Source organism: Leifsonia sp. T36S-04, assembly GCF_042465655.1.
GTDB lineage: Bacteria > Actinomycetota > Actinomycetes > Actinomycetales > Microbacteriaceae > Leifsonia.
In genome coordinates, this window is sequence record NZ_CP146286.1 from 1,926,608 (window position 1) to 1,948,926 (window position 22,319).

21 protein-coding genes and 1 tRNA gene are annotated in these 22,319 nt (G+C 69.5%); 19 read left to right on the forward strand and 3 right to left on the reverse strand.

Features of this window, described 5'->3' with window-relative positions; genetic code table 11:
- The first annotated feature begins 5 nt into the window (after positions 1-5).
- From P3F85_RS09350 to P3F85_RS09360, 3 genes are read left to right on the forward strand one after another with little or no spacing between them, the layout of a single operon-like run.
- On the forward strand, positions 6-1,781 hold the full coding sequence (locus tag P3F85_RS09350) for a glycoside hydrolase family 15 protein (RefSeq protein ID WP_374006968.1): 1,776 nt from the start codon (positions 6-8) through the stop codon (positions 1,779-1,781).
- Positions 1,778-2,083, forward strand: coding sequence for an ATP-dependent Clp protease adapter ClpS (gene clpS / locus P3F85_RS09355; RefSeq protein ID WP_374006969.1), 306 nt, complete (start codon positions 1,778-1,780; stop codon positions 2,081-2,083). The genes P3F85_RS09350 and clpS overlap by 4 nt, the downstream gene beginning before the upstream one ends.
- Entirely contained in the window at positions 2,053-2,586 is a 534-nt protein-coding gene (locus P3F85_RS09360; RefSeq protein ID WP_374006971.1) for a DUF2017 domain-containing protein, read from the forward strand. The genes clpS and P3F85_RS09360 overlap by 31 nt, the downstream gene beginning before the upstream one ends.
- Before the next feature lie 25 nt (positions 2,587-2,611).
- Here P3F85_RS09360 and P3F85_RS09365 read toward each other — a convergent pair whose 3' ends face one another.
- Positions 2,612-3,733 (reverse strand): hypothetical protein, encoded by a 1,122-nt coding sequence (locus P3F85_RS09365; RefSeq protein WP_374006972.1) that lies wholly within the window; start codon positions 3,731-3,733, stop codon positions 2,612-2,614.
- Positions 3,734-3,914: 181 nt separating this feature from the next.
- Here P3F85_RS09365 and P3F85_RS09370 point away from each other — a divergent pair, with 181 nt between their 5' ends.
- Genes P3F85_RS09370 through P3F85_RS09415 form a run of 10 tightly spaced genes read left to right on the forward strand, consistent with a single transcriptional unit; the run spans position 3,915 to position 14,859 of the window.
- Complete coding sequence (locus P3F85_RS09370; protein ID WP_374006973.1) at positions 3,915-6,017, forward strand: hypothetical protein; 2,103 nt, start codon at positions 3,915-3,917, stop codon at positions 6,015-6,017.
- Entirely contained in the window at positions 6,014-7,036 is a 1,023-nt protein-coding gene (locus P3F85_RS09375) for a LacI family DNA-binding transcriptional regulator (RefSeq protein ID WP_374006974.1), read from the forward strand. Before P3F85_RS09370 ends, P3F85_RS09375 begins: the two co-directional genes overlap by 4 nt.
- Before the next feature lie 25 nt (positions 7,037-7,061).
- Positions 7,062-8,369, forward strand: a complete 1,308-nt coding sequence (locus tag P3F85_RS09380; RefSeq protein ID WP_374006975.1) for a sugar ABC transporter substrate-binding protein — start codon at positions 7,062-7,064, stop codon at positions 8,367-8,369.
- A gap of 2 nt (positions 8,370-8,371) precedes the next feature.
- Complete coding sequence (locus P3F85_RS09385) at positions 8,372-9,331, forward strand: carbohydrate ABC transporter permease (RefSeq protein ID WP_374006977.1); 960 nt, start codon at positions 8,372-8,374, stop codon at positions 9,329-9,331.
- Complete coding sequence (locus P3F85_RS09390) at positions 9,328-10,245, forward strand: carbohydrate ABC transporter permease (RefSeq protein ID WP_374006978.1); 918 nt, start codon at positions 9,328-9,330, stop codon at positions 10,243-10,245. Before P3F85_RS09385 ends, P3F85_RS09390 begins: the two co-directional genes overlap by 4 nt.
- 14 nt (positions 10,246-10,259) lie before the next feature.
- A complete protein-coding gene (locus tag P3F85_RS09395; RefSeq protein ID WP_374006979.1) occupies positions 10,260-11,285 on the forward strand; it encodes a hypothetical protein in 1,026 nt (341 codons plus the stop codon).
- Complete coding sequence (locus P3F85_RS09400) at positions 11,282-12,340, forward strand: glycosidase (protein WP_374006980.1); 1,059 nt, start codon at positions 11,282-11,284, stop codon at positions 12,338-12,340. The genes P3F85_RS09395 and P3F85_RS09400 overlap by 4 nt, the downstream gene beginning before the upstream one ends.
- A gap of 56 nt (positions 12,341-12,396) precedes the next feature.
- Positions 12,397-12,738 carry a YciI family protein gene (locus P3F85_RS09405; protein WP_374006981.1) on the forward strand — a complete coding sequence of 114 codons (342 nt, stop codon included), beginning with the start codon at positions 12,397-12,399 and terminating at the stop codon, positions 12,736-12,738.
- Positions 12,739-12,743: 5 nt separating this feature from the next.
- Positions 12,744-13,976: an RNA polymerase sigma factor gene (locus tag P3F85_RS09410; RefSeq protein WP_374006983.1), complete on the forward strand. Its 1,233-nt coding sequence runs from the start codon at positions 12,744-12,746 to the stop codon at positions 13,974-13,976.
- Between the two features lie 40 nt (positions 13,977-14,016).
- Positions 14,017-14,859 carry an NAD(P)-dependent oxidoreductase gene (locus tag P3F85_RS09415; protein WP_374006985.1) on the forward strand — a complete coding sequence of 281 codons (843 nt, stop codon included), beginning with the start codon at positions 14,017-14,019 and terminating at the stop codon, positions 14,857-14,859.
- A gap of 184 nt (positions 14,860-15,043) precedes the next feature.
- Here P3F85_RS09415 and P3F85_RS09420 read toward each other — a convergent pair.
- Positions 15,044-15,119 (reverse strand) — tRNA-Lys (locus P3F85_RS09420).
- A 77-nt stretch (positions 15,120-15,196) separates the two neighbouring features.
- Positions 15,197-16,303: an AI-2E family transporter gene (locus P3F85_RS09425; RefSeq protein ID WP_374006987.1), complete on the reverse strand. Its 1,107-nt coding sequence runs from the start codon at positions 16,301-16,303 to the stop codon at positions 15,197-15,199.
- A gap of 138 nt (positions 16,304-16,441) precedes the next feature.
- On the opposite strand from P3F85_RS09425, the gene P3F85_RS09430 reads away from it, so the two are divergent.
- The 6 genes from P3F85_RS09430 to P3F85_RS09455 are packed head-to-tail and all read left to right on the forward strand — an operon-like array spanning position 16,442 to position 22,308.
- Positions 16,442-17,242, forward strand: coding sequence for an inositol monophosphatase family protein (locus P3F85_RS09430; RefSeq protein WP_374006988.1), 801 nt, complete (start codon positions 16,442-16,444; stop codon positions 17,240-17,242).
- On the forward strand, positions 17,239-18,171 hold the full coding sequence (locus P3F85_RS09435) for an ABC transporter ATP-binding protein (RefSeq protein WP_374006990.1): 933 nt from the start codon (positions 17,239-17,241) through the stop codon (positions 18,169-18,171). Before P3F85_RS09430 ends, P3F85_RS09435 begins: the two co-directional genes overlap by 4 nt.
- A gap of 2 nt (positions 18,172-18,173) precedes the next feature.
- Complete coding sequence (locus tag P3F85_RS09440; RefSeq protein ID WP_374006992.1) at positions 18,174-19,430, forward strand: ABC transporter permease; 1,257 nt, start codon at positions 18,174-18,176, stop codon at positions 19,428-19,430.
- Positions 19,430-20,410 (forward strand): NAD(P)H-quinone oxidoreductase, encoded by a 981-nt coding sequence (locus P3F85_RS09445; protein WP_374006993.1) that lies wholly within the window; start codon positions 19,430-19,432, stop codon positions 20,408-20,410. Before P3F85_RS09440 ends, P3F85_RS09445 begins: the two co-directional genes overlap by 1 nt.
- Positions 20,411-20,467: 57 nt before the next feature.
- Positions 20,468-21,484 carry an adenosine deaminase gene (locus tag P3F85_RS09450; protein ID WP_374006994.1) on the forward strand — a complete coding sequence of 339 codons (1,017 nt, stop codon included), beginning with the start codon at positions 20,468-20,470 and terminating at the stop codon, positions 21,482-21,484.
- Positions 21,481-22,308 carry an alpha/beta fold hydrolase gene (locus tag P3F85_RS09455; protein ID WP_374006996.1) on the forward strand — a complete coding sequence of 276 codons (828 nt, stop codon included), beginning with the start codon at positions 21,481-21,483 and terminating at the stop codon, positions 22,306-22,308. Before P3F85_RS09450 ends, P3F85_RS09455 begins: the two co-directional genes overlap by 4 nt.
- Positions 22,309-22,319: the final 11 nt, after the last annotated feature.

Consider the following 22,319-nt stretch of genomic DNA (forward strand, 5'->3'; position numbering starts at 1 on the left):
GGAATATGTCGCTCCCCATCGAGGATTACGCCCTGATCAGTGACTGCTTCACCGGGGCCCTCGTCGGTAAGGACGGAAGCATCGACTGGCTGTGCCTTCCGCGCTACGATTCCCGCTCCATGTTCGGTGCCCTGCTGGGCACCGAGGACCACGGTCGATGGCTCCTCGCGCCCGCCGACGCCTCGGCGACCAGCTCGCGTCACTACGAGAAGGACACGATGATCCTCGTCACCCGCTGGGTGACATCGGACGGTGAGGTGGAGGTCGTCGACCTCATGCCGATGCACGACCACCGCGCCGATATCGTCCGGCGTGTGCGCGGCGTCCGGGGCTCGGTGCGGATGCTGCAGGACCTCCGCATCCGGTTCGGGTATGCCACCGCTATCCCGTGGGTCCGGCAGGACACGTCGGAGCGCCCGCACGCGCTGATCGCGGTCGCCGGTCCCGACGCGATCGTGGTCCGCGGCGCTGAACTCCACCCGGCGAACCACTCCCACCAGGGCGAGTTCGTCGTGGGCGCGGGAGAGACCGTCGACCTCACGCTCACCTGGTTCCCCTCTCACCGCGAGGCGCCGCCGGCCCTCGACGTGAACGCCTCCGTCGACCTCACCCGGGAGTGGTGGACGGACTGGGCGAACGCGTCCGAGCACACGGGTCCGTACCGCGACGAGGTCGTGCGTTCGCTGCTGCTGCTTCGCGCGCTCTCCCACCTGGAGACCGGCGGTATCGTCGCCGCCGCCACCACCTCGCTACCGGAGGCGTTCGGCGGCGAACGCAACTGGGATTACCGCTACGTGTGGCTGCGGGATGCCTCCCTCACGATCGGCGTGCTGCTCGCGCACGGCTACAACGGCTACATCGACCACTGGCGCGACTGGCTGCTGCGGGCGGTCGCGGGCGATCCCGGCGACGTCCAGATCATGTACGGGCTGGCGGGCGAGCGCGACCTGGACGAGCGCATCATCGACAGCCTCCCGGGCTATCAGGGCGCGCATCCGGTGCGGATCGGGAACGACGCGTCCACTCAGTTCCAGGCGGACGTCATCGGCGAGGTGATGCTGGCGCTCGACCGCGGCCGCCGCGCGGGGAACGCCGAGACCCGGTTCTCGTGGGCGCTGCAGCGCGCCCTCATGGGGTACCTCGAGGAGCATTGGCGGGAGCCGGATCACGGGATCTGGGAGATCCGCGACAAACCACGGCAGTTCACGCACTCACGCGCACTGGTGTGGGCGGCCTTCGACTGCGCCATCCGCGCCGCCGAGGAGTACCACCTGGACGGCCCGGTCGCACGCTGGAAGCGCGAGCGCCACGCCATCCGGGCCGACATCGAGGCGAACGGCTGGGACGCGCACCGCGGCACGTACGTCCAGCACTACGGGAGCACCGAGGTGGATGCGTCGCTGCTGCAGCTCAGTCAGGTCGGATACGTCGACGCGGACGACCCGCGCATGCTCGGCACCGTGCGTGCGATCGAGGAGGACCTCCTGCGCGACGGACTGGTGCTGCGCTACCGCACCGAGTCGGGCGTGGATGGCCTCCCCCCGGGCGAGCACCCCTTCCTGGCCTGCTCCTTCTGGCTGGTCGAGCAGTACGCCGCCTCCGGGCGCACGGACGACGCCATCCGGATGATGGACCGGCTGGTCGGGCTGGCCAACGACGTCGGCATGCTCTCCGAGGAATACGACGTGGAGGGGCGCTCGCACGCGGGCAACACGCCCCAGGCGCTGACCCACCTGGCCCTCGTCCGCGCTGCGGATGTGATCGGCGGCGTTCACCTGTGAGCCAGGCGACCTCCGCCGGGCCGGACACCCTTGAAGACACTGCGACCGACCTGCTACTCGAACTCGGTTCGCCGTGGATCACCATCGTCTGGAACGACCCGGTGAATCTGATGAGCTACGTCACCTACGTCTTCCAGACCTACTTCGGCTTCTCGCGCCGCGAGGCGAAGCGGCTCATGATGCTGGTCCACAACGAGGGCCGCGCGGTCGTCGCCACGGGAACGCGCGAAGAGATGGAGCGGCACGTGGAGGCGATGCACGACTACGGGCTGTGGGCGACACTGACGAAGGCCGACGCGTGATCCCGTTCCGGCGGCGGAAGGACGGCCGTGTCATCGGGCGCTTCCGGCAGGAGGAGGCGCAGTTGCTGACTTCCCTCGCCGAGGAGTCGGTGGAGCTCGCCCGTGCCGCCGCCGATCCGGACGCGCCCGCCGGCCACGACCCGGCGCTGCGCCGGCTGCTGCCGGACGCGTATCCGGGCGATCCGGAGGCTTCGGCCGAGTTCCGCCGGTTCACGGCGGCCGGTCTCGCGGACCGCAAGGAGGCGAACGCCCGGGTCGTGATCGAATCGCTGGCCCAGCGGGAGGGCGACCCGGTCGAGGCCGTCCTGGATGAGGCGCAGGCCACCGCCTGGCTGCGCGCGATCACCGACATCCGGCTGGTCCTCGCCGCGCGGCTCGGGATCCTGGAGGACGGCGACGAGGGCGACATCCACGATCAGGAGACGGCCCTCCAGCGCGCGGTGTACGACTGGCTCGCCGCGGTGCAGGAGTTCCTGGTCCTGGCGTTGCAATCGCGACGGTGAGCGCCGGCCGCAACCGCCGCCGGGGTCAGACAGGGAAACGTATCGCGGCAGCGGCCGCGCCGCCTCCCGGCACGTCCTCCGCGCGCAAGGCGTAGACCTTCGCCTTCGAACCGAGCGCCCGGCGCAGGATCTCGTCCACGACGCCGTACTCGCCGGGTGCGTCGTCGTCCGCCAGGGTGATCGCTCCCGTCTCCTCGTCGACCGTGCCCGGAACCCGGCGGTCGATGTCGATCACCAGCGATTCCACCGCGCCGAACGTCGCGGCGCGCGCGATGTCGCTGAGGTCGACCAGGGCCGTCCCGGCGGCGATGCGCGCTTCATACGCCTCGCGCAGAGCGGCGACCTTGCCCGCGTAGAGCCGGTCGAGCACTCCGCGCGCGGAGGCCGCGAGCTCCTCGTCGGTCTTCTCCTCCGGGTTCCCGGCGATGGTTTCCGCGACCAGCCGCGGGTGCTCGGCGGCTCCCCGGAAGATACCGGCCAGGGGCTCCGCCGCGGCGAGGATGAGCGGGTCGGTCGAATTGGCCAGCAGAGGATGGAGGGCGCGATCGATCGCCTGGACGTACTCCAGCATCCGGACCTTCTGCCCCTCGGAGCCCTGGATCCGCCCGTCGGGTGAGCGTCCGCTGACGGAGGCGAGGCCCACCGCGTCCGCGACGTCACGCGGCATCCCCGGCACATCGATCCTCTCCGGTGACCGGTCGGGTGTGATGCGGAGAAGTCGTACGGAGTTGCCCGCCAGGGCCAGGATGAGCGCGGTCTGCGGGAAGGTCAGTGCGCGCAGCAGCGGTTTGACGTAGAACCGGTCGGCGATCTCGCAGGCGGTGCCCAGCCGGTTCGGCAGCCGGAAGGTCTCGGAGAGGTCCCCGTCGAGGAACACGGCGAGCGATCGCGACTGGTAGCGCCAGAAGTCCCGGTCCTCGAGGATGAGCTCCCCCTCGGAGTGGATCGCCTGGATGCGCGGACGCGCCACACCCATGCCCTCGAGCGCCCGCAGGGCGGTGCCGATGTGGTTCTTCAGCTCGATGCGAGCCTTGTCCGCCTCCGCCGGTGTCGTCCCGGTCGGCAGGTAGATGCTCACGCACCCCGGTTGCCGCAGCGCGGCGATCCTCTCGACGTCGGCCTTGGTGGGAATGTCTTTGTACTCCACGGGTGGTCCTCCTGCCCCGTCGGTGCGGCCTGGTCGATCGCGGTGCGGCCAGTCTGGTCGTGCTCAGGGGGCCTTCACAAGGGTCACATTGACTTTCCTCCGATCTGCGCCTACCGTCCCTTAAACCGGTTTAGATGACGGCCTGGATCGCGGGCCCGAACCAGCACGAGAGGTCGCAACGATGCGAAACCGACAACTGACGATGCCACGGGCGGCGCTCGCATTCGGGCTGGGAGCAGCACTGGCCGTGACGGCCGTCGCACTACCCGCTCAGGCCGTGACGCCGACTCCTGCAGCCGTGCGATCGGCCTCGTCGACCGCCGCCACTGCCCCGGCGAAGCTCACTAATCTGGCGCATCTCGACTTCCTGCTCGACGACGTTCCGCTCCTGGCGGGCGTGGCAGGGCACACGACGTATCGTGCAGCCGAGGAGCCGACGGCGCGCGCACCCTGGGTGTACGCCGATCGGCAGGCCGACGGCAGCTTCCACCGTGTCGGAGGTGGACCGATCACCGATCCGGCGCGCGGTTGGTACGCGCAGGGTGCCTACGACGCCGACGACATCTCGCGGGCCGCCGTCGTCTACCTGCGCGACTGGAAGCAGAACGGCACCGTGTCGAGCCGCACCAGCGCGTACGAGCTCCTCCGCTCGCTCACCTACCTGCAGACCGCCGACGGTCCGAACGCAGGAAACGTGGTGCTCTGGCAGCAGCACGACGGCACGCTGAATCCCTCCGCCATTCCGAAGGAGCTGCCGGACCCGTCCGATTCGGCCGAGTCGTTCTGGCTCGCACGCACCGTGTGGGCGCTGGGCGAGGGGTACGCCGGCTTCCGCACCGCCGATCCGGCGTTCGCGTCGTTCCTCGCGGACCGGATGCACCTCGCGGTCGCGGCGCTGCAGCGCCAATCCCTCAGCCACTACCCGCAGACCCAGGTCGCCAACGGCGTGACCGTCCCCGGCTGGCTCATCGTCGGCAGCGCAGGGGCCACCGCCGAAGCCGTCCTCGGGCTCAGCGCGTTCGCGTCCGCGCAGCCGAGCAATGCAGCGGCGCGAACCGCGCTCGCGCACTATGCGGAAGGCATCGCGAGGCTCCAGAGCGGAGGCGTCGGCCAGTGGCCGTTCGGCGCCCTGCTGCCCGAAGCCAACTCCCCCACGTTCTGGCACGCCTGGGCCGGGATGCAGCCCGCCGCGCTCACTGCGGCGGCCGGTGTCCTCGGCGACAGCGGACTCCAGAAGGCCGCCACCACCGACCTGGCGCAGTTCACCGCCCAGCTTCTGGCGACGGGAGGACCGGACAACGGCTGGACGCCGACCCCGGCCGACCGCTCGCAGATCGCCTACGGCGTCGATTCGCGCCTCGAGGGACTCGTCGCCGCCTCCGACGCCACCGGCGCGGCGGGCCTCGCCACGCTCGCCGGCGCTCAGGCCGCCTGGTACTTCGGCGCGAACCGCGCCGGAACCCCGGCCTACGACCCGGCAACGGGTGTCTGCGTCGACGGCATCGCTCCCGACGGCACCGTCAACCGGAACTGCGGAGCCGAGTCGGTCATCCACACCCAGCTCAGCATGCTGGCACTGGATGCGCACCCGGCGATCGCGCGCCTGGCCACCTCCCTCACCCGCACCACCGCGACCGACGGACTCGCCGTGGTGGAGGTGGAGAGCGGAACCGCCACCGGCCCAGTCACCACGGTGACCCCGCCCTCGGCCTGGACCGGTTCCGCGAACTGGTCCGGCGGCGCCTACCTGCAGGCGGGCAACGGTTCGACCGCCACGCTCACGTTGCCCAGCGGCCACCCGGTCGCGCGCATCCTGCCCATCGCGGACCTCGGTCCCGGAGCCGCAGGAACCCCGAACGCCGGGACGACGAGCTGGACCGCCTCCGTCGGTCGCCTCACCCTCCCGCTCGGCCGCACGGACAACGTGCGCGCCGGAGCGCAGGGCATCGCGCCCAGCCCGGTCTTCCTGCTCCCGCAGACGCTCCCGGTCCCCGTTCCCGCACAGGCGACGACCGTGACGGCGAAGGTCTCGGGCACGGCCCGGCTCGACGCGATCCTGGTGCAGCCGGTCGTCTCCCACCTCGGGCTCGCGGGTACCTCCCGCCTGGACGTGTACGTCAACGCGACCACACTGCCGGTCCCGCACAAGGTCGACGCGAGCGGTCCGGTTACCGCCACCAGCTACGACTCCGCGGGGCGGCAGGTCGGCCGCCCTCAGACCGTCGGCGCCCACGGCTTCGTCGTGGTGCTCCCCGGCGGCTTCACCACGGTGAGCCCGCGGTGAGCCCCGGCAGCGTCACGATCAACGACGTCGCACGTGCGGCGGGCGTGAGCAAGTCGCTCGTCTCGCTGACCCTCAACGACCGTCCGGGCGTCAAGACCGAGACGCGGGAACGCATCCTGCAGACCGCGCAGCAGCTCGGCTGGACGCCCCACCCCGGCGCTCGCGGTCTCACGACGCGGCGCGCCTACGCGCTCGGCCTGGTGGTCCACCGGGAGCCGCACACCATCGAAGTCGACCCGTTCTTCGCCGCCTTCATCGCCGGCGTCGAGACCGTGCTGTCCGAGCGCGGCAACGTGCTCGTGCTGACGGTCGTACCCGACCGCGAAGCCGAGGAGCGCGCCTATACCCGCCTCGCGTCCGATAAGCGCGTCGACGGGTTCCTTCTCACCGACCTTCTGGCCGAGGATGCGCGCATCCCCCTGATCGAACGGCTCGGATCCCTCGCGGTGTCACTCGGTGCGCCTCCCGGCGGAAGCCCGTTCCCGGTGATCACCCGTGACTACGACGCCGGCATCGACGACCTCGTCGCGCACCTCGTCGGGCTCGGGCACCGCCGCATCGCGTACGTCTCCGGCGACGAGCGGATGCTGCACGGGCTGCGCCGCCGCGAGCGATTCGAGCTCGCCATGCACCAGGCGGGAGTCACTCCGCTCGTCGTCACCACCGACTTCTCTCCCGAGCAGGGCGCCGAAGCCACGAAGGCCCTGCTCGACACGGAGGAGCGCCCCACCGCGATCGTCTACGGGAACGACCCGATGGCGATCGCGGGCATGGGCGTCGCACACGAACGCGGGCTCGACCTTCCGGGCGAGCTCTCGGTCACGGGACTCGACGGATCCCAGATCGGCTCCTTCGTCTACCCGTCCCTCACCACTCTCGACAACGACCCGGTCGGCTTCGGGCTCGCCGCCGCCACCGCATTGCTGCGGCTGGTGGAGGACGGCGAGCCAGGCGATGTCGCCCTCCCCCCGGCCCGGCTCGTGGTGCGCGCATCCACCGCGCCCCCGGCCGGGCACTGAACAGAAATCCACTGAAAGGCACACCATGCGACAGAACTCGAAACGAGTGGCCAGACTCGCCGTCTCCCTCCTCACCGCCGGCGTCATCGCCGGGACACTGGCCGCCTGCGGTTCCAGCGGCGGCGGCTCCAGCGACGCCATGAAGGCGCACGGACCCATCACCATCTGGTACTCGAACAACGAGCAGGAGGTGCAGTGGGGCAAGTCGATGGTCTCGGCCTGGAACTCCGCGCACCCCAAGGAGCAGATCAAGGCGCAGGAGGTTCCGGCCGGCAAGAGCACCGAGGAGGTCATCGGCGCGGCCATCACCGCGGGCACGACCCCGTGCCTGGTCTTCAACAACCTCCCGGCGGCGACCGGCCAGTGGCAGAAGCAGGGCGGCCTCGTCGACCTGTCGAAGTTCTCCGACGGCGCGAAGTACATCGAGGCGCGCAGCGGAAGCGCCGCCGACCAGTACAAGTCGGCCGATGGCGACTATTACCAGATGCCGTGGAAGCAGAACCCGGTGATGATCTTCTACAACAAGGCGATCTTCCAGAAGGCCGGGCTCGACCCGGAGAACCCGAAGCTGTCGACCTACGCCGACTTCCAGGCCGCAGCGCAGAAGATCAAGTCCTCGGGTGCGGCGCCGTACGCGATCTACCCGGCGCCGACCAGCGAGTTCTTCCAGGTGAACTTCGACTACCTGCCGCTGCTCGCCGCGGAGAGCGGTGGCAAGACCTTCATCGAGGACGGCAAGGCGACCATCACCAGCCAGGACTCGATGGATGTGGCCAACTTCTGGAAGCAGATCTACAGCGACGGCCTGGCCGGCAAGGAGCAGTACCAGGGTGACGCGTTCGCCGACGGGAAGTCCGCCATGGCGATCGTCGGACCGTGGGCCATCGCCTTCTACGGCGACAAGGTTCAGTGGGGCTCCGTCCCCGTCCCGACCAAGGACGGGAAGTCGCCCGAGGAGACCTACACCTTCCCGGATGCCAAGAACATCGGCATGTACACGTCCTGCAAGAACCAGGGCACGGCATGGGATGTGATCAAGTTCGCGACCAGTAAGGAGCAGGACGGCAAGCTCCTCGACGTCACCGGACAGATGCCGATCCGCACCGATGTGGCCACCACCTTCGCGAGCTACTTCGACTCGCACCCGGCCTACAAGGAGTTCGGCGTGCAGAGCGCCCACACGACGGACGACCCGACGGGCACCAACACCATCGCCCAGATGCAGGCACTGCGTGACGCCTACACCAAGGCCGTCGTGAACGGCAGCGGATCGGTCGAGGACGCCTTCAAGACCGCCGCTCAGAAGATCGACAAGCTCCAGGCGCAGAAGTAGCCATGAGCACCGTCTCCACACGCCCGGCGGCGGGCACCACGCCCGCCGCCGGCTCCGGCCGGCGCCACCGAGCACCGATCGTGCAACGCATCCTCGGCAAGAACCCGCTCGGGTGGCTGTTCGGCGCGCCCTACATCGTGTTCGTGCTGGCGATCTTCGCGTTCCCGCTCTGCTTCTCGGTGTACATGTCGTTCTTCGACTACTTCTTCGCGGCTCCCGGCGCGGTCGTCGACCGGCCGTTCGTCGGGCTGGACAACTATGTCCAGGCACTCACCGACCCCGCCGTGCTGCAGTCGTTCTGGAACGTCGGGATCTTCCTCATCATCAACGTGCCGCTGACGGTCGTGCTGTCGCTGCTGCTCGCCTCCGGGCTCAACAGCATCACCCGCTTCCGCACGTTCCTGCGCACGAGCTACTACCTCCCGTACGTCACGTCGAGTGTTGCGATCATCGGCGTGTGGCTGTTCCTGTTCGGTCAGAACGGGCTGGTCAACCACATCCTGGGCCCGCTCGCGCCCTCTCCGAGCTGGTTCTCGAATCCGGCGCTCGCCATGCCCACCATCGCGATCTACGTCACCTGGAAGGGTCTGGGGTTCTACATCCTGCTGTACCTGGCGGCGCTGCAGAACGTGCCGACCGAGCTGTACGAGTCGGCCGCGACCGACGGCGCCGGCAAGATCCGCCAGTTCTTCTCCGTCACCGTCCCCGGCGTGCGCCCGGCCACTGTCCTGGTGCTGCTGCTCGCCACGATCACCGGCGCCAACCTGTTCACCGAGCCGTATCTGCTGACCGGCGGCGGCGGACCGGACGGGCACTCGACGAGCCCCGTGCTCCTCATCTACCAGCAGGGCATCCAGCAGGGACACCCGGGCTACGCCGCCGCCATCGGCGTGATCCTCGTGATCGGCGTGCTCATCATCGGATGGTTGCAGAACCGCTTCGCAGGAGGGAGGGACCGATGACTCAGACGGCCCCACGACCGACCGCCCGCCCGTCGGCCGGCGGCGGCAAGCGCCGCCGCGACCTCGCCACACCTCGGCGCCTCAGCCGGGGTCAGGCGATCGCCCAGGGCATCGTGCTGGCGCTCGGCGCGATCGCCTTCCTGTTCCCGTTCTATTACATGGTGATCGGCTCGCTGCAGGCGTCGCCCGACACCACGATCGCCGGAGCCTTCCCCAACCCCGCGAACCTGACCCTCGACAACTACTCGCAGATCAACTCGCGCATCAACCTGATCAGCGGTCTCGTGAACTCGGGCATCTTCACCGGCGGCGTCCTGCTGGGGACGATCGTGTTCGGCGTACTCGCCGGATATGCGCTGGCGATCCTGGAATGGCGGGGACGCGGCGTGACGTTCGCGCTGGCGCTGCTGGTGCAGACCATCCCGTTCCAGCTCCTGATGATCCCGCTGTACGTGCTGATCGCACGCAACTACGGACTCGCCGACAACTACCTCGGGATGATCCTGCCGTTCGCGATCAACTCCGCTGCGGTGCTCATCTTCCGGCAGTACTTCCTCCAGTTGCCGCGGGAGCTGTTCGACGCGGCGCGGATCGACGGGGCAGGCGAGTTCGTGCTGCTGTGGCGCATCGCCCTCCCCCTGGTCCGGCCTGCGCTGGTCACTGCGCTGCTGCTGACCTTCATCGGCCCGTGGAACGAGTTCCTCTGGCCGTTCCTGATCACGAAGGAGGCGAGCCTCCAACCGCTCGCCGTCTCGCTGGCGAACTACATCTCGACGGTCTCCGGATCCACCACCAACCCGTACGGCGCCATCCTGGCCGGTGCCGTCGTGCTGGCGGGGCCGGTGGTCGTCCTGTTCATCGTCTTCCAGCGGTACTTCACCTCCAGCGACCTCGGCTCGTCCGTCAAGGGATGAGCAGACAAGGAACCATGAACGACGACCCCACCGCACCGGCGGAGCGCGACGCGCTGCTCGCCAGCTACCGCGAGGCGCTGGCGCACACCAACGCGCTGACCGACCGCATCTCGACCGACCAGTTCTCCGCGCAGTATCCCGAGCGGCCCGACTGGGCGATCGGACCATTCGAACGGGATGACGCCCTGACCTTCCGGCAGGAGGGGCAGTGGGATGACCCGACCGACGTGGGATGGACGAGCGACTCGATCTTCAACCCGACCGTCATCCAGCGCGGCGAAGAGCTGCACCTGTTCTACCGCGCATCGCCGCGCAAGGAGTCGACCGCGAGCCGGATCGGGCACGCGGTCCGGCGGGACGGCGCCTGGCTCGACTCCCCTGCCAACCCGGTGCTCTATCCGACACTCGCGAACGAGACGCTCGGCTGCGAGGACCCCAAGGTCTACGCGCTCGACGACGGCTACGTGCTGTTCTACAACGCGATCTGGCGGCGGGAGGACGGCTCGGTCGCGGTGGACATCATGTCCGCCGTCTCCGACGACCTCGAGCACTGGCAGAAGCGCGGCCTGGTCGTGCCGTACGCGGTGTCCGAGTACTGGGCGAAGGGGGCGGTCCTCCCTCGCGACGAACACGGGAGGGCGGTCCGCATCGGCGGCCAGTACCTGATGTTCCTCTCGGAGGGATGCGGCGGGCGCCCGACGATCGGGCGCTCGTCCGACGGGCTCGACTGGCGATTCGAGACGCAGCCGTACCTCGACCTGACCCCGCTGGCGGGCTCGCTCTTCGAGGTCGCCTGCGCCGCAGTGGACGGCGATCACCTCGTGCTCGACTTCTTCTACGCCGACGAGCACGGCGACTTCGCTGCCGCCCAGGCGCTCTATGCGCTCGACGACCGGTTCACCCAGCTGGCGCTCAACCGCGGCGGCTCGCTCGCATGGGGCGGCCTGCAGAAGATCGGCGGCCGCTGGTCGTTCGCCCAGGGCTGGGATGCGCCGAAAGACGCTCGTGAACTCTATTTCTACCGGGAGGTGGACGCATGACCCCGTTTCCGTATCGACTCTCACGCGCCGGCGTGGTCATGACCCCCGCCGCGGGCGACCCGCTCGAGGCGGAGGGCGTCCTCAACCCTGCCTCCGGACGCGGCCCCGACGGCGAGCTGTACCTGCTCCCCCGCTTGGTCGCCGAGGGCAACGTCTCGCGCGTCGGACTCGCGCGCGTGGTGCTCGAGGACGGCACCCCCGTCGCCGTCGAGCGCGAAGGCGTGGTGCTCGAGCCCGACCGGCCGTTCGAGCGCGGGCGCAGCAACGCCGGCGTGGAGGACCCGCGGGTCACCTTCATCCCCGCGCTCGGACTGCACGTCATGACGTACGTCGCCTACGGCCCGCTCGGTCCTCGCACCGCCGTGGCCGTGTCCGACGATCTGCGCGCCTGGCGGCGGCTCGGCCCTGTGTCATTCGAATACGACGACGAGCTCGGGATCGATCTGGCCCTCTTCATCAACAAGGACACCGTGTTCTTCCCCGAGCCGGTCACCGCCCCGGACGGCACCCCGAGCTTCGCCGTGCTGCACCGGCCGGTGTGGGACCTCGGCGACATCCGCCCCGGCGAGGGCGAGCATCCACCGGCGGGCGAGAGCCGGCCCAGCATCTGGATCGCGTTCATCCCCGTCGAGGCCGTGCAGCGCGACCTCCGCGAACTCGCCCGCTGGCGGCAGAACCGTTTCCTCGCGGGCCCCGAGTTCCCGTTCGAAGAGCTCAAGATCGGCGCGGGACCGGCGCCGCATCGCGTCCCGGAAGGCTGGCTGCTGCTCCACCACGGCGTCACCGGGCGACTGGAGTCGGGGGTCGCCCAGCAGAAGAACGTGAACTACGCCGCCGGTGCGATGATCCTCGACGCCGACGAGCCGTGGCGCGTGATCGACCGCACGCCGGAGCCGCTGCTCTCGGCCGAGACGGAGGACGAACGGAGTGGGATCGTCCCGAACGTCGTCTTCCCGACCGCCATCGAGACGGTTGACGGCCGCGACTGGGTCTTCTACGGCATGGCCGACTCCAAAATCGGAGTGGCGCTTCTGGAGCGGACTGTGTCGAAATAGCAGGATCGCGTTCGTGTAGACGGTGAGAGCGCGCCGCGCTCGGAGAGGACACGACCATGACCCAGTACCTGCTCAGCGTCTACCAGCCGGACGGCCCCATCCCGGAGCCGGAGGTGATGTCCCGGATCGACCGCGACGTGAGGGCGGTGAACGACGACATGCGGACCGCCGGCGTGTGGGTGTTCTCGCAAGGGCTGCTCCCCGCGTCGGCTGCGACCGTGCTGCGGCCGCAGGACGGCGACGTGCTGATCACCGACGGACCCTACGCCGAGGGCAAGGAGCACCTCGGCGGCTTCTCCATCGTCGACGTCCCCGATCTGGACGCTGCCCTGGAGTGGGGTCGGCGGGTGGCGCTCGCCACGACGCTCCCCATCGAAGTCCGGCCCTTCGCCGGCTGAACGACATGGACGGGACCGGGATCGCGCGCACCTTCCGTGCGGAGTACGGGCGCGCGGTCTCGGTGCTGTACCGCATGCTCGGCGACCTGGACCGGGCCGAGGACGCGGTCCAGGAGGCGTTCGTCGTCGCGACCGAACGGTGGCCCCGCGACGGCGTCCCTCCCTCCCCGGCCGGATGGATCATCACGACCGCCCGGCGCCGCGCCATCGACCGTCTCCGGCGCGACGCCGTCGGACGAGACAGGGAGGCCGAGGCCACCGTGCTGGCTGCGCTCACCATGCCGGGACCTTCGGACGGGTCCGTGACGGATGAGATCCCGGACGACCGCCTGCGGCTCATCTTCACGTGCTGCCATCCCGCGCTCTCTCCGGAGGCTCGGGTGGCGCTGACGCTCCGGCTGCTCGGCGGTCTGAGCACGGCGGACATCGCGCGAGCGTTCCTGGTGCCCGAGCCGACCATGGCGCAGCGCATCTCGCGGGCGAAGGCGAAGATCCGGGATGCGCGCATCCCGTACCGCATCCCCTCGTCCGCCGACCTGCCCGCCCGGCTGCAGTCGGTGCTCGCCGTGCTCTACCTCGTGTTCAGCGAAGGCTACGCGGCGAGTTCCGGCGAGCGGCTGATCCGCGACGAGCTGTGCGACGAGGCGTTGCGGCTCGCGCGGGTCCTCCGGACCCTGCTGCCGGACGAGGAGGAGGTCGCCGGCCTCCTGGCGCTGCTCCTGCTGGTGGATGCGCGGCGCGCGGCGCGGATGGATGCCGGGGGCGGCCTCATCCCGCTGCCGGAGCAGGACCGGAGCTCGTGGGACGCGGCCAAGATCGCCGAGGGCCACGTGCTGGTCCGCGACTGCCTGCGCCGCGGCCGGCCGGGACCGTACCAGCTGCAGGCGGCGATCCAGGCCGTCCACGACGATTCGACGGCGGCGGAGGACACCGACTGGCCGCAGATCGTGGCCCTCTACGACCAGCTCCTGCTGGTCGCCCCCACTCCGGTCGTCGCGCTCAACCGTGCCGTCGCCGTTGCGGAGGTGGAAGGGCCGGAGGCCGCGCTCGCGGCGATCGAGCCCCTGCGGGAGCCGCTGGAGCGTTTCTACCTGCTGCACGGCATCCGGGCGCAACTGCTCGCCCGGCTCGGGCTCTCGCCGGAGGCCGTCGCCGAGTACGAGTCCGCGGCCTCCCTGTGCGCCGGTGATGCGGAACGCGACTTCCTGCTGCGCCGCCGCGACGAACTGACGGCGTGACCCCTTCCCCACCCCCGTCCGTGAGCGCAGAGTGGGGACCATGGACATCGCCATTCTCGGACTCGGCCGCATGGGCCGGGAGCTCGTCACCCATCTGATCGACGCCGGGCACCACGTCACCGCGTGGAATCGCTCGCCCGAGCCGACGGAAACCGTGGGACGCCGGGGAGCGCACATCGCCTCCACCCCGGCGGAAGCCGTTCAGGGGGCGGATGCCGTCCTCACCGTTCTGTTCGGACCCGACGCGGTGCGCGAGATCGTCGTGGACGGGGAGCTGCCGATCCCCTCCGGTGCCCTGTGGATCGACGTGACGACCGTCGCCCCGTCGGACGCCGACGAGTTCGCCGGCTGGGCGCGGTCCGCGGGCGTCCACTATGTCCACTCCCCCGTCGTCGGCTCGCTCGCACCCGCTCGGGCCGGCAGCCTGGCGGTGCTGATCGGCGGCGAGCACGACGCCGTCCGGACGGCCCGCGGAATCGTGAGCCTGTGGGCCGACCCCGACAAGATCCGGACGTTCGAGACTCCGGCGAAAGCCGCGGCCGCGAAGCTCGTGGCCAACCTGGCCCTCGCCATCTCCATGGAAGCCCTGAGCGAGTCCCTCCGCCTCGGCAGCGCCGGTGGTCTCTCCGGCGACGAGGTACTCTCCCTGCTGTCCCTGACATCGATCGCTCCCATCGCTGCGATGAAGGGCCCGGTCGTGCTCTCCGGCGACTTCGACGACACCCAGTTCTCGGCGGCCCTGCTCGCAAAGGACCTCCGGCTGATGCTCGCCACCGCCGACGTCCCCCTCCCAGCCGCCGCGCTGGTCGCCGCCGAGTTGCAGCGCGCCGTCGACGCCGGCCACGGCGAGAAGGACTTCTCGGTCATCGCCCGCGACCGCTGACCCGGACGCGCCGCTGCGCCTGACCACCGGCAACGGAACGATCTAGTTGACGCAACACGCCGTCACCGACCCGCGCGCAACGGCGTGTTGCGTCAAGTGGATGCGTGAACGGCGGGCAGCAAACCGAGAAGCCCCCGATCCCCTGTTTCTAAGGGATCGGGGGCTTCTCGCCACCTGCGGTGTGTGGTGCGCCCCCAGGGACTTGAACCCTGAACCCATTGATTAAGAGTCAATTGCTCTGCCGATTGAGCTAGAGGCGCATCCGGCTCAGTTTCCCGAACCGAGGCACAACACTAGCATCCGATCGGCGTCGCTCGCCAATCGAGCATCGGTCGGTTCAGCTTCGGTCTTTGCGGGGCATCACGATCTCTTTGATCACGAGGATGATGCCGGCCGAGATGGGAATCGCGACCAGGGCTCCGGGCAGCCCGAACAGCGTGGAACCGGCCAGCGCCGAGATCAGCACCACCGAACCCGGCACCTGCACCGCCTTGCCCATCACCTTCGGGGTGAGGATGTACGCCTCGACCTGCATGTAGATCAGCATGGCGATGAGCACGATGATGCCGCTGACCGGCGAGTGGATGAACGCGAGCACCGACATGACGGCCGTCGTCAGCACGGTCCCGATCAGCGGGATCAGCGTGATGAAGAAGGCGACGAGGGCGATGAGGAAGGCGCCGGGAACTCCGGTGAGGATCAGCAGGATGAGACTGTAGACCGCGTTGCAGAATGCGAGGATCACCATCCCGCTGAGGTACTTGCCGAAGTTCTGCAGGATCCGCTCGGAATAGCTCTCGAACTGCGCCCGGTGCGAGCGGCGCACCAGGCGGTAGGCGGCCTGCTTCGTGCTGTCGTACGACGCGATGAAGTAGATGGTCAGGATGGCGATGAAGAAACCGGTCGTGACCGCATTCAGCACGGACAGCCCGAAGCCGACCAGGCCATTTCCGATCGTCGCCCAGGTCTGCGGGTTCTGGAACTGCTCCGCGATCCAGTTCACGAGCTGGCCCAGCACGCCGTTCGATGTCGCATTGGCGGAGTCGAACCAGCCCTCGTCCCGCAGCGTGGCGACTTCTTTCGGGATGGCGGTGGCAAGGAACGAGATCTGATTGGCGATGAGCGGAACGACGAACCAGATGATCCCCACGAGCACGCCGATCACCATCAGGATGACCGTGACGATGGCCCAGGACCGCTTCATCCCGTGGCGCTGGAACCAGCGGATGAGCGGGTCGAGCCCCACGGTCGCGAACATCGCGAGGAAGACCGTGAAGATGATCGACCGCAGGCCGTACAGCATGAAGCCGGTGGCGACCGCACCGATCGCGCCGAGCGCGATCAGGTAGCCGAACAGGAGCGGCCGCCGGCTCGCGAGCGCTTCCTGGCCGCGCTCGGGACCGGGTGGGTGGGAGGCACTGACCGGTTTCCGGATGTATCGCATCGTGCCTCCGCTCGCGCCCGCCGGGTTACCGTGAGCGTATTGGGAGCGGACCACCGGCAACAAGGGCTCAGCAGAGGTCGTCAGCTCGCCGAGGTGCACACGTGCCTGGCCGCCAAGGGCGCCGCTAGGCTCGACCCTGTGACCGACTTCGCAGCCCCGCAGCCTCTCGCTGCCGACCTCGAACTCGCCCTGCGTCTCGCCGACACGGCCGACCGGATCTCGTCGAGCCGGTTCCGCGACCGCGACCTCCATGTGGAGACCAAACCCGACCGCTCGCCGGTGACCGAGGCCGACCTCGCCGTCGAGCGGGCGATCCGCGACCTCCTCGCCACGGAGCGGCCGGACGACGGCATCCTCGGCGAGGAGTACGGCACCGAGGGCGACACCGCCCGCCAGTGGATCGTCGACCCGATCGACGGGACGGCCAACTACCTCCGTGGCGTGCCGGTCTGGGGCACGCTCATCTCCCTCGCCCTCGACGGCGTGCCTCGCGTCGGCGTGGTCAGCTCGCCCGCGCTCGGCCGCCGCTGGTGGGCGGCGGCGGGCAGCGGCGCCTGGACGACCGACGCTCCGGGCGCCGAACCACGTCCGCTCCGCGTCTCCGGAGTCTCCGACCTCGACCACGCCTCGCTGAGCTTCCAGAGCATCGCCCAGTGGGATGAGGCTGGCTACCTGGATCGCCTCGTCGCCCTGACCCGACGCGTCTGGCGCGACCGGGCGTACGGCGACATGTGGTCGTACATGCTCCTGGCCGAGGGGCTCGTGGATGCCGTGGGCGAGTTCGGCGTCAAGACCTACGATCTCGCCGCGCTCATCCCGATCGTCGAGGAGGCGGGCGGCACCTTTACCTCGGTGGACGGCTCCCCCGGCCCCGGCAACGGGTCCGCTCTCGCCTCCAACGGCGCCATCCACTCGGCCCTCATCGAGGCACTGGCATGAGCGAACAGACGGCGACGACGACCGCTGAAGCTCTGGTCCACATCCAGAACTTCCGGATGGACTTCGGCCGCACGACCGTGATCCGCGACCTCTCGTTCGATATCGAACGCGGCGAGACCTTCGGCTTCCTCGGCAGCAACGGCTCCGGGAAGACGACCACGATCCGGGCCCTGCTGGGTATCTACCAGCCGACCGCCGGCGTGCTGCACATCGACGGGCGGCCCTTCAGCCCGGAGGCCGGCGAGCGGCTCGGCTACCTGCCCGAGGAGCGCGGCCTCTACAAGAAGGAGTCCGTGATCGACGTGATGGTCTACTTCGGGCGGCTCAAGGGGCTGGGCGCCGAAAAGGCGCGCACCTGGTCCCGCACGTACCTCGAACGCGTCGGCATCGGCGACAAAGAGAAGGTCCGGCTCGACAAGCTCTCCGGCGGTCAGCAGCAGAAGGTGCAGCTGGGCGTGACGATCATGAACGATCCCGAGCTGCTCATCCTCGACGAGCCGACCAAGGGCTTCGACCCCGTCAACCGACGCCTGCTGATGGACATCATCGACGACCAGAAGCGCGCCGGCTCGACGGTGATGATGGTGACCCACCAGATGGAGGAGGTCGAGCGCCTCTGCGATCGCGTGATCCTGTTGAAGGACGGCATGGCGCGCGCCTACGGAACCGTCGAGCAGGTGCAGGAGCAGTTCGGCGGCACGATCATCCACATCGACCACGACGGGGCGATCCCCGCGTCCCCTGCGTACCGGATCCTGTCCGACGCTTCAGGTCGCGCACAGCTGGAGCTGGTCGATGGTGCGGACACTGCGAGCATCCTGCGCGACCTCGTGGATGCGGGCGTGCGCGTGTCGCGTTTCGCCCCGACCCGCAAATCCCTCGACGACATCTTCGTCGAGGTCTACGGCGCCGAGAGCCAGGAGGACTGACCGTGGCTCGTCACAATCTGAGCACCGTCATCGGGTTCGAGTTCCGCCGCACGATCACGAAGCGGCGGTTCTGGGCGATCACGCTGATCCTCCCGATCCTCGTCTTCGGCCTCGGCGGCCTGATCATCGCCTCCAATGTCTCCACCGCGAACACGGCCGATCAGCAGAAGAACGCCCGGTTCGAGTTCCTGTACGCCGACGCGTCGGGACTCGTGGATCCGGGGATCGCGAAGCAGTACGGCGGCACCGAGATCGCATCGGAGTCCGAGGGCGTCGAGGAGGTGCAGATCGGCGGGACCCCCGCCTACTTCGACTACCCCGCCGACCCGGCAAAGCAGGCCATCCGCGTCTACGGCGAGGACGCCGGTGTCTTCCAGAACAGCAAGTACTCGGCAGTGGCCGAGTCGCTGCTGTCCGCCAGCGTGGAGCAGAAGCTCGACGACCCCGTCACCGTCTCCGTGCTCCGCGGCGACGTGAAGTCGAGTACGACCACGTTCCTGAACGGCGCGGTCGCGCCTGGTTTCGAGGCGATCCTGCCCGCGCTGATCTTCCTCGCTGCGTTCTTCGTCGTCATCGTCTTCCTCGGCAACCAGATGCTGAACTCGACCCTGGAGGAGAAGGAGAATCGCGTCACGGAGATGATCCTGACGACGATCAACCCGACCAACCTGCTGCTGGGCAAGGTGATCTCGCTCTTCGCGATCGGGATCATCCAGCTGGCGGTGTTCGCGCTGCCCCTCCTGATCGGGTATCTGTTCTTCCGGAATCAGCTGCAGATCCCGAGCCTCGACCTGAGCGGGCTCGTGTTCGATCCGCAGAAGATGATCGTGGGCACGCTCATCCTGATCGGCGGCTTCGCCCTGTTCACCGGCACCCTGGTGGCGGTCGGGGCGGTGATGCCGACCGCGAAGGATGCTGCGCCGGTGTTCTCCATTGTCATCTTCGCCGTCGTGATCCCGCTCTACGCGTCCGGCTTCGCGATCAGCTCCCCGCAGTCGCCGATCGTGCAGCTGCTCGCCTATTTCCCGTATACGGCGCCGATCACCGCACTCATCCTGAACGCCTTCGGCTCCCTGCCGCTGTGGCAGGCGATCATCATCATCGTCGAGTTGTTCGTGCTCGCGTTCGTCGTGCTCAGGATCGCCGTGCGGCTGTTCCGGTACGGCTCGATCGAGTACACCAACAAGGTGAAGGTGCGGGATGTGCTCGGCCGGCGTCCCGACCGCGCCGGATCCTCGCAGCCCGCTGGTCGCTCCTGATGCGTGCTGTCGTCGTGTCCCATCCGGGAGATGCGGACGTCCTGCGGCTCGAGGAGCGCCCGGATCCGGTTCCCGGCGCGCGCGAGGTCCGCATCCGCGTCGCGGCGGCGGGGCTGAACGGAGCCGACCTCAGCCAGCGTCGCGGTCACTACCCGTCGCCCCCGGGCGCGCCCGAGTGGCCTGGCCTGGAGGTCTCGGGAACGATCGACGCGGTGGGCTCAGAGGTCGGTGAGTGGAGTGCGGGCGACCGGGTCTGCGCGCTCCTTCCCGGCGGCGGATATGCCGAGTACGTGACCGTCGACAGCGGGCTCGTCCTTCCCGTCCCCGATGCGGTCGACCTGGTGGAGGCAGCCGGCCTGCCCGAGGTCACCGCGACGGTCTGGTCGAACGTCTTCGGCATCGGCCGGCTCTCCGCCGGGGAGGCGTTGCTCGTCCACGGCGGGTCGAGCGGGATCGGTACCATGGCCATCCAACTCGGCAGGGCGTTCGGAGCCGACGTCATCGCCACCGCGGGCAGCGACGACAAGGCCGCCTTCTGCCGCGAGGTCGGAGCGCACGCGGCGGTGAACTACCGCGACCAGGACTTCGTGGAGGCCGTCCGCGCGTTCACGGATGGCCGCGGCGTCGACGTCGTCCTCGACATCGTCGGCGGCGCGTACATCGCCCGCGACCTCGACGCCCTGGCCGTCGGCGGCCGCATCCTGTCGATCGCGGTCCGGGATCGCGAACCGGCGTCCGTCGACATGGGCCTGCTGATGCGCAAGCGTGCGTCCGTGCACGGCACGACCCTGCGGGCACGTCCGCTGGCCGAACGGACCGCGATCATCGCGGCCGTTCGGGAGAATGTCTGGCCTCTGCTGGCCGAGGGCCGCGTCCACCCCGTCATCGACTCGGTGTTCGACATCGAGGACGCCGCTGCCGCCCACCGGCGCATGGAGTCGTCGGCGCACCGCGGAAAGATCCTGCTGCGCATCGGCTGAGGCCCCGCGCCCGCCGCCTCCGGTGCAGAGTCGCAGGTCGGTGGGAGGATCGTACGCATGACCCACGGCGCGCTGACCGATGAAGCCTTGCTCTCCCTGCCGAAGGCCGAGCTCCACCTCCACATCGAGGGCACCCTGGAGCCCGGACTCGCCTTCGAACTCGCCGCGCGGAACGGTGTGGAGCTGCCCTTCGCCACCGTCGCCGAGCTCTCGGCCCAGTACGACTTCGACGATCTGCAGTCGTTCCTCGACCTCTACTACGCGACCATGGCCGTACTGCTCACACGCGACGACTTCGCCGAGCTGACGCGCAGCTACCTCCGCCGGGCGCACGCCCAGGGCGTCCGTCACGTGGAACTGTTCTTCGACCCGCAAGCCCACACAGCCCGCGGAGTCCCGTTCAACGCGGTGGTCGACGGGATCGGCGACGCCCTCGACGAGGCCGAGCGCGACCTGGGGATGAGCGGGGCGCTCATCCTGTGCTTCCTGCGCGATCAGTCCGTCGCGTCGGCAGAGGAGGCGCTCACCGCGGGTCTCGCACGGACGGACCGGATCGTCGGTGTCGGTCTCGACTCGGCCGAGGTGGGGTTCCCGCCGTCGCTGTTCGAGGGCGTCTACGCCCGCGCGCGTGCCGCCGGGCTCCACGCGGTCGCGCACGCGGGCGAGGAGGGACCGCCCGCCTACGTCCGGGAGGCGCTCGACCTCCTGCACGCGGAACGGATCGATCACGGCATCCGGTCCATCGAAGACCCGGAGCTGGTCGCTCGGCTGGCCGCAGAGCGCGTCCCGCTCACGGTCTGCCCGCTCTCCAACCTGCGGCTGCAGGCGACTCCCGACCTCCGCGAGCATCCCCTGCTGAAGCTGGACGCCGCGGGCGTGCTCGTCACGGTCAACTCGGACGACCCGGCCTATTTCGGCGGCTACGCGGGCCAGAACTTCACGGCGGTGCGGGATGCGCTCGGGCTGACCGAGCAGCAGGCTCGACGGTTCGCCCGCAACTCCATCGAGGCCTCGTTCGCGTCGCCCGAGCGGAAGCGCGAACTGCTCGCCGAGCTGGAGGGCTGGCAGCCGTGACCGGACCGCAGCACCTTCGGACCGCCGACGGCCGCACGGTGCGCTATTTCGACACCGGAGGAGGGGCGGACGCCCCGGTCCTGGTCTGGCACCACGGCACACCCCAGACCGGTGCCGTGATCGAGCCGGTCGCCGACGAGGCCGCCGCGCGCGGATTCCGGGTGGTCTCGGTGACGCGGCCCGGCTATCCGGGTTCGGACGCATGGCCGGGACGGTCGGTCGCCGATGCGGCCGCCGACGTGCTCACGGTGCTCGATGGCCTGGGCGTGGACCGGTTCGCGACAGCGGGAGCATCCGGCGGTGGTCCGCACGCCCTGGCGCTGGCAGCCCTCGCCGGAGACCGGACTTCCGCCGTCGTGACGCTCGCCGGGCTTGCTCCCTTCGACGGGTCCCCCGACTGGTTCTCGGGGATGGTCGCCCCGGGCGGCCTGCAGGCGGCCCTCGCCGGCCGTGCAGCACGACTCTCGTACGCCGAGACGGCGGAATTCGATCCCGACTCTTTCACGCCGCGCGATTTCGAGGCGCTGAACGGCGCGTGGGGTCCGCTGGGAGCCGACGCCGGCCGGGGGTCGGCGGAGGGCCCGTCGGGCGAAGCCGACGACGACCTCGCCTACGTGTCGCCGTGGGGGGTCGAGCTCCGGGCCGTCCGGTCACCGGTTCTGCTGGTTCAGGGCGGGTCGGACCGCGTCGTCCCGGCACCGCACGCAGCCGCCCTGCTGGAGGGCCTGCCCCACGGGGAGTTGTGGATCCGGCCCCGCGAGGGGCATGTTTCGGTGCTGACCGCCTTCGGTGTGACGCTCGATTGGATTCGGACGCACTGGTGAGCGCACAAGTC

Bases quoted from the DNA above. Each gene is read 5' to 3' on its own strand.
- P3F85_RS09350 (WP_374006968.1), top strand. From the start codon at position 6: ATGTCGCTCCCCATCGAGGATTACGCCCTGATCAGTGACTGCTTCACC.
- P3F85_RS09370 (WP_374006973.1), top strand. From the start codon at position 3,915: ATGCGAAACCGACAACTGACGATGCCACGGGCGGCGCTCGCATTCGGG.
- P3F85_RS09380 (WP_374006975.1), top strand. From the start codon at position 7,062: ATGCGACAGAACTCGAAACGAGTGGCCAGACTCGCCGTCTCCCTCCTC.
- P3F85_RS09385 (WP_374006977.1), top strand. From the start codon at position 8,372: ATGAGCACCGTCTCCACACGCCCGGCGGCGGGCACCACGCCCGCCGCC.
- P3F85_RS09390 (WP_374006978.1), top strand. From the start codon at position 9,328: ATGACTCAGACGGCCCCACGACCGACCGCCCGCCCGTCGGCCGGCGGC.
- P3F85_RS09395 (WP_374006979.1), top strand. From the start codon at position 10,260: ATGAACGACGACCCCACCGCACCGGCGGAGCGCGACGCGCTGCTCGCC.
- P3F85_RS09400 (WP_374006980.1), top strand. From the start codon at position 11,282: ATGACCCCGTTTCCGTATCGACTCTCACGCGCCGGCGTGGTCATGACC.
- P3F85_RS09405 (WP_374006981.1), top strand. From the start codon at position 12,397: ATGACCCAGTACCTGCTCAGCGTCTACCAGCCGGACGGCCCCATCCCG.
- P3F85_RS09410 (WP_374006983.1), top strand. From the start codon at position 12,744: ATGGACGGGACCGGGATCGCGCGCACCTTCCGTGCGGAGTACGGGCGC.
- P3F85_RS09415 (WP_374006985.1), top strand. From the start codon at position 14,017: ATGGACATCGCCATTCTCGGACTCGGCCGCATGGGCCGGGAGCTCGTC.
- P3F85_RS09425 (WP_374006987.1), bottom strand. From the start codon at position 16,303: ATGCGATACATCCGGAAACCGGTCAGTGCCTCCCACCCACCCGGTCCC.
- P3F85_RS09435 (WP_374006990.1), top strand. From the start codon at position 17,239: ATGAGCGAACAGACGGCGACGACGACCGCTGAAGCTCTGGTCCACATC.
- P3F85_RS09445 (WP_374006993.1), top strand. From the start codon at position 19,430: ATGCGTGCTGTCGTCGTGTCCCATCCGGGAGATGCGGACGTCCTGCGG.
- P3F85_RS09450 (WP_374006994.1), top strand. From the start codon at position 20,468: ATGACCCACGGCGCGCTGACCGATGAAGCCTTGCTCTCCCTGCCGAAG.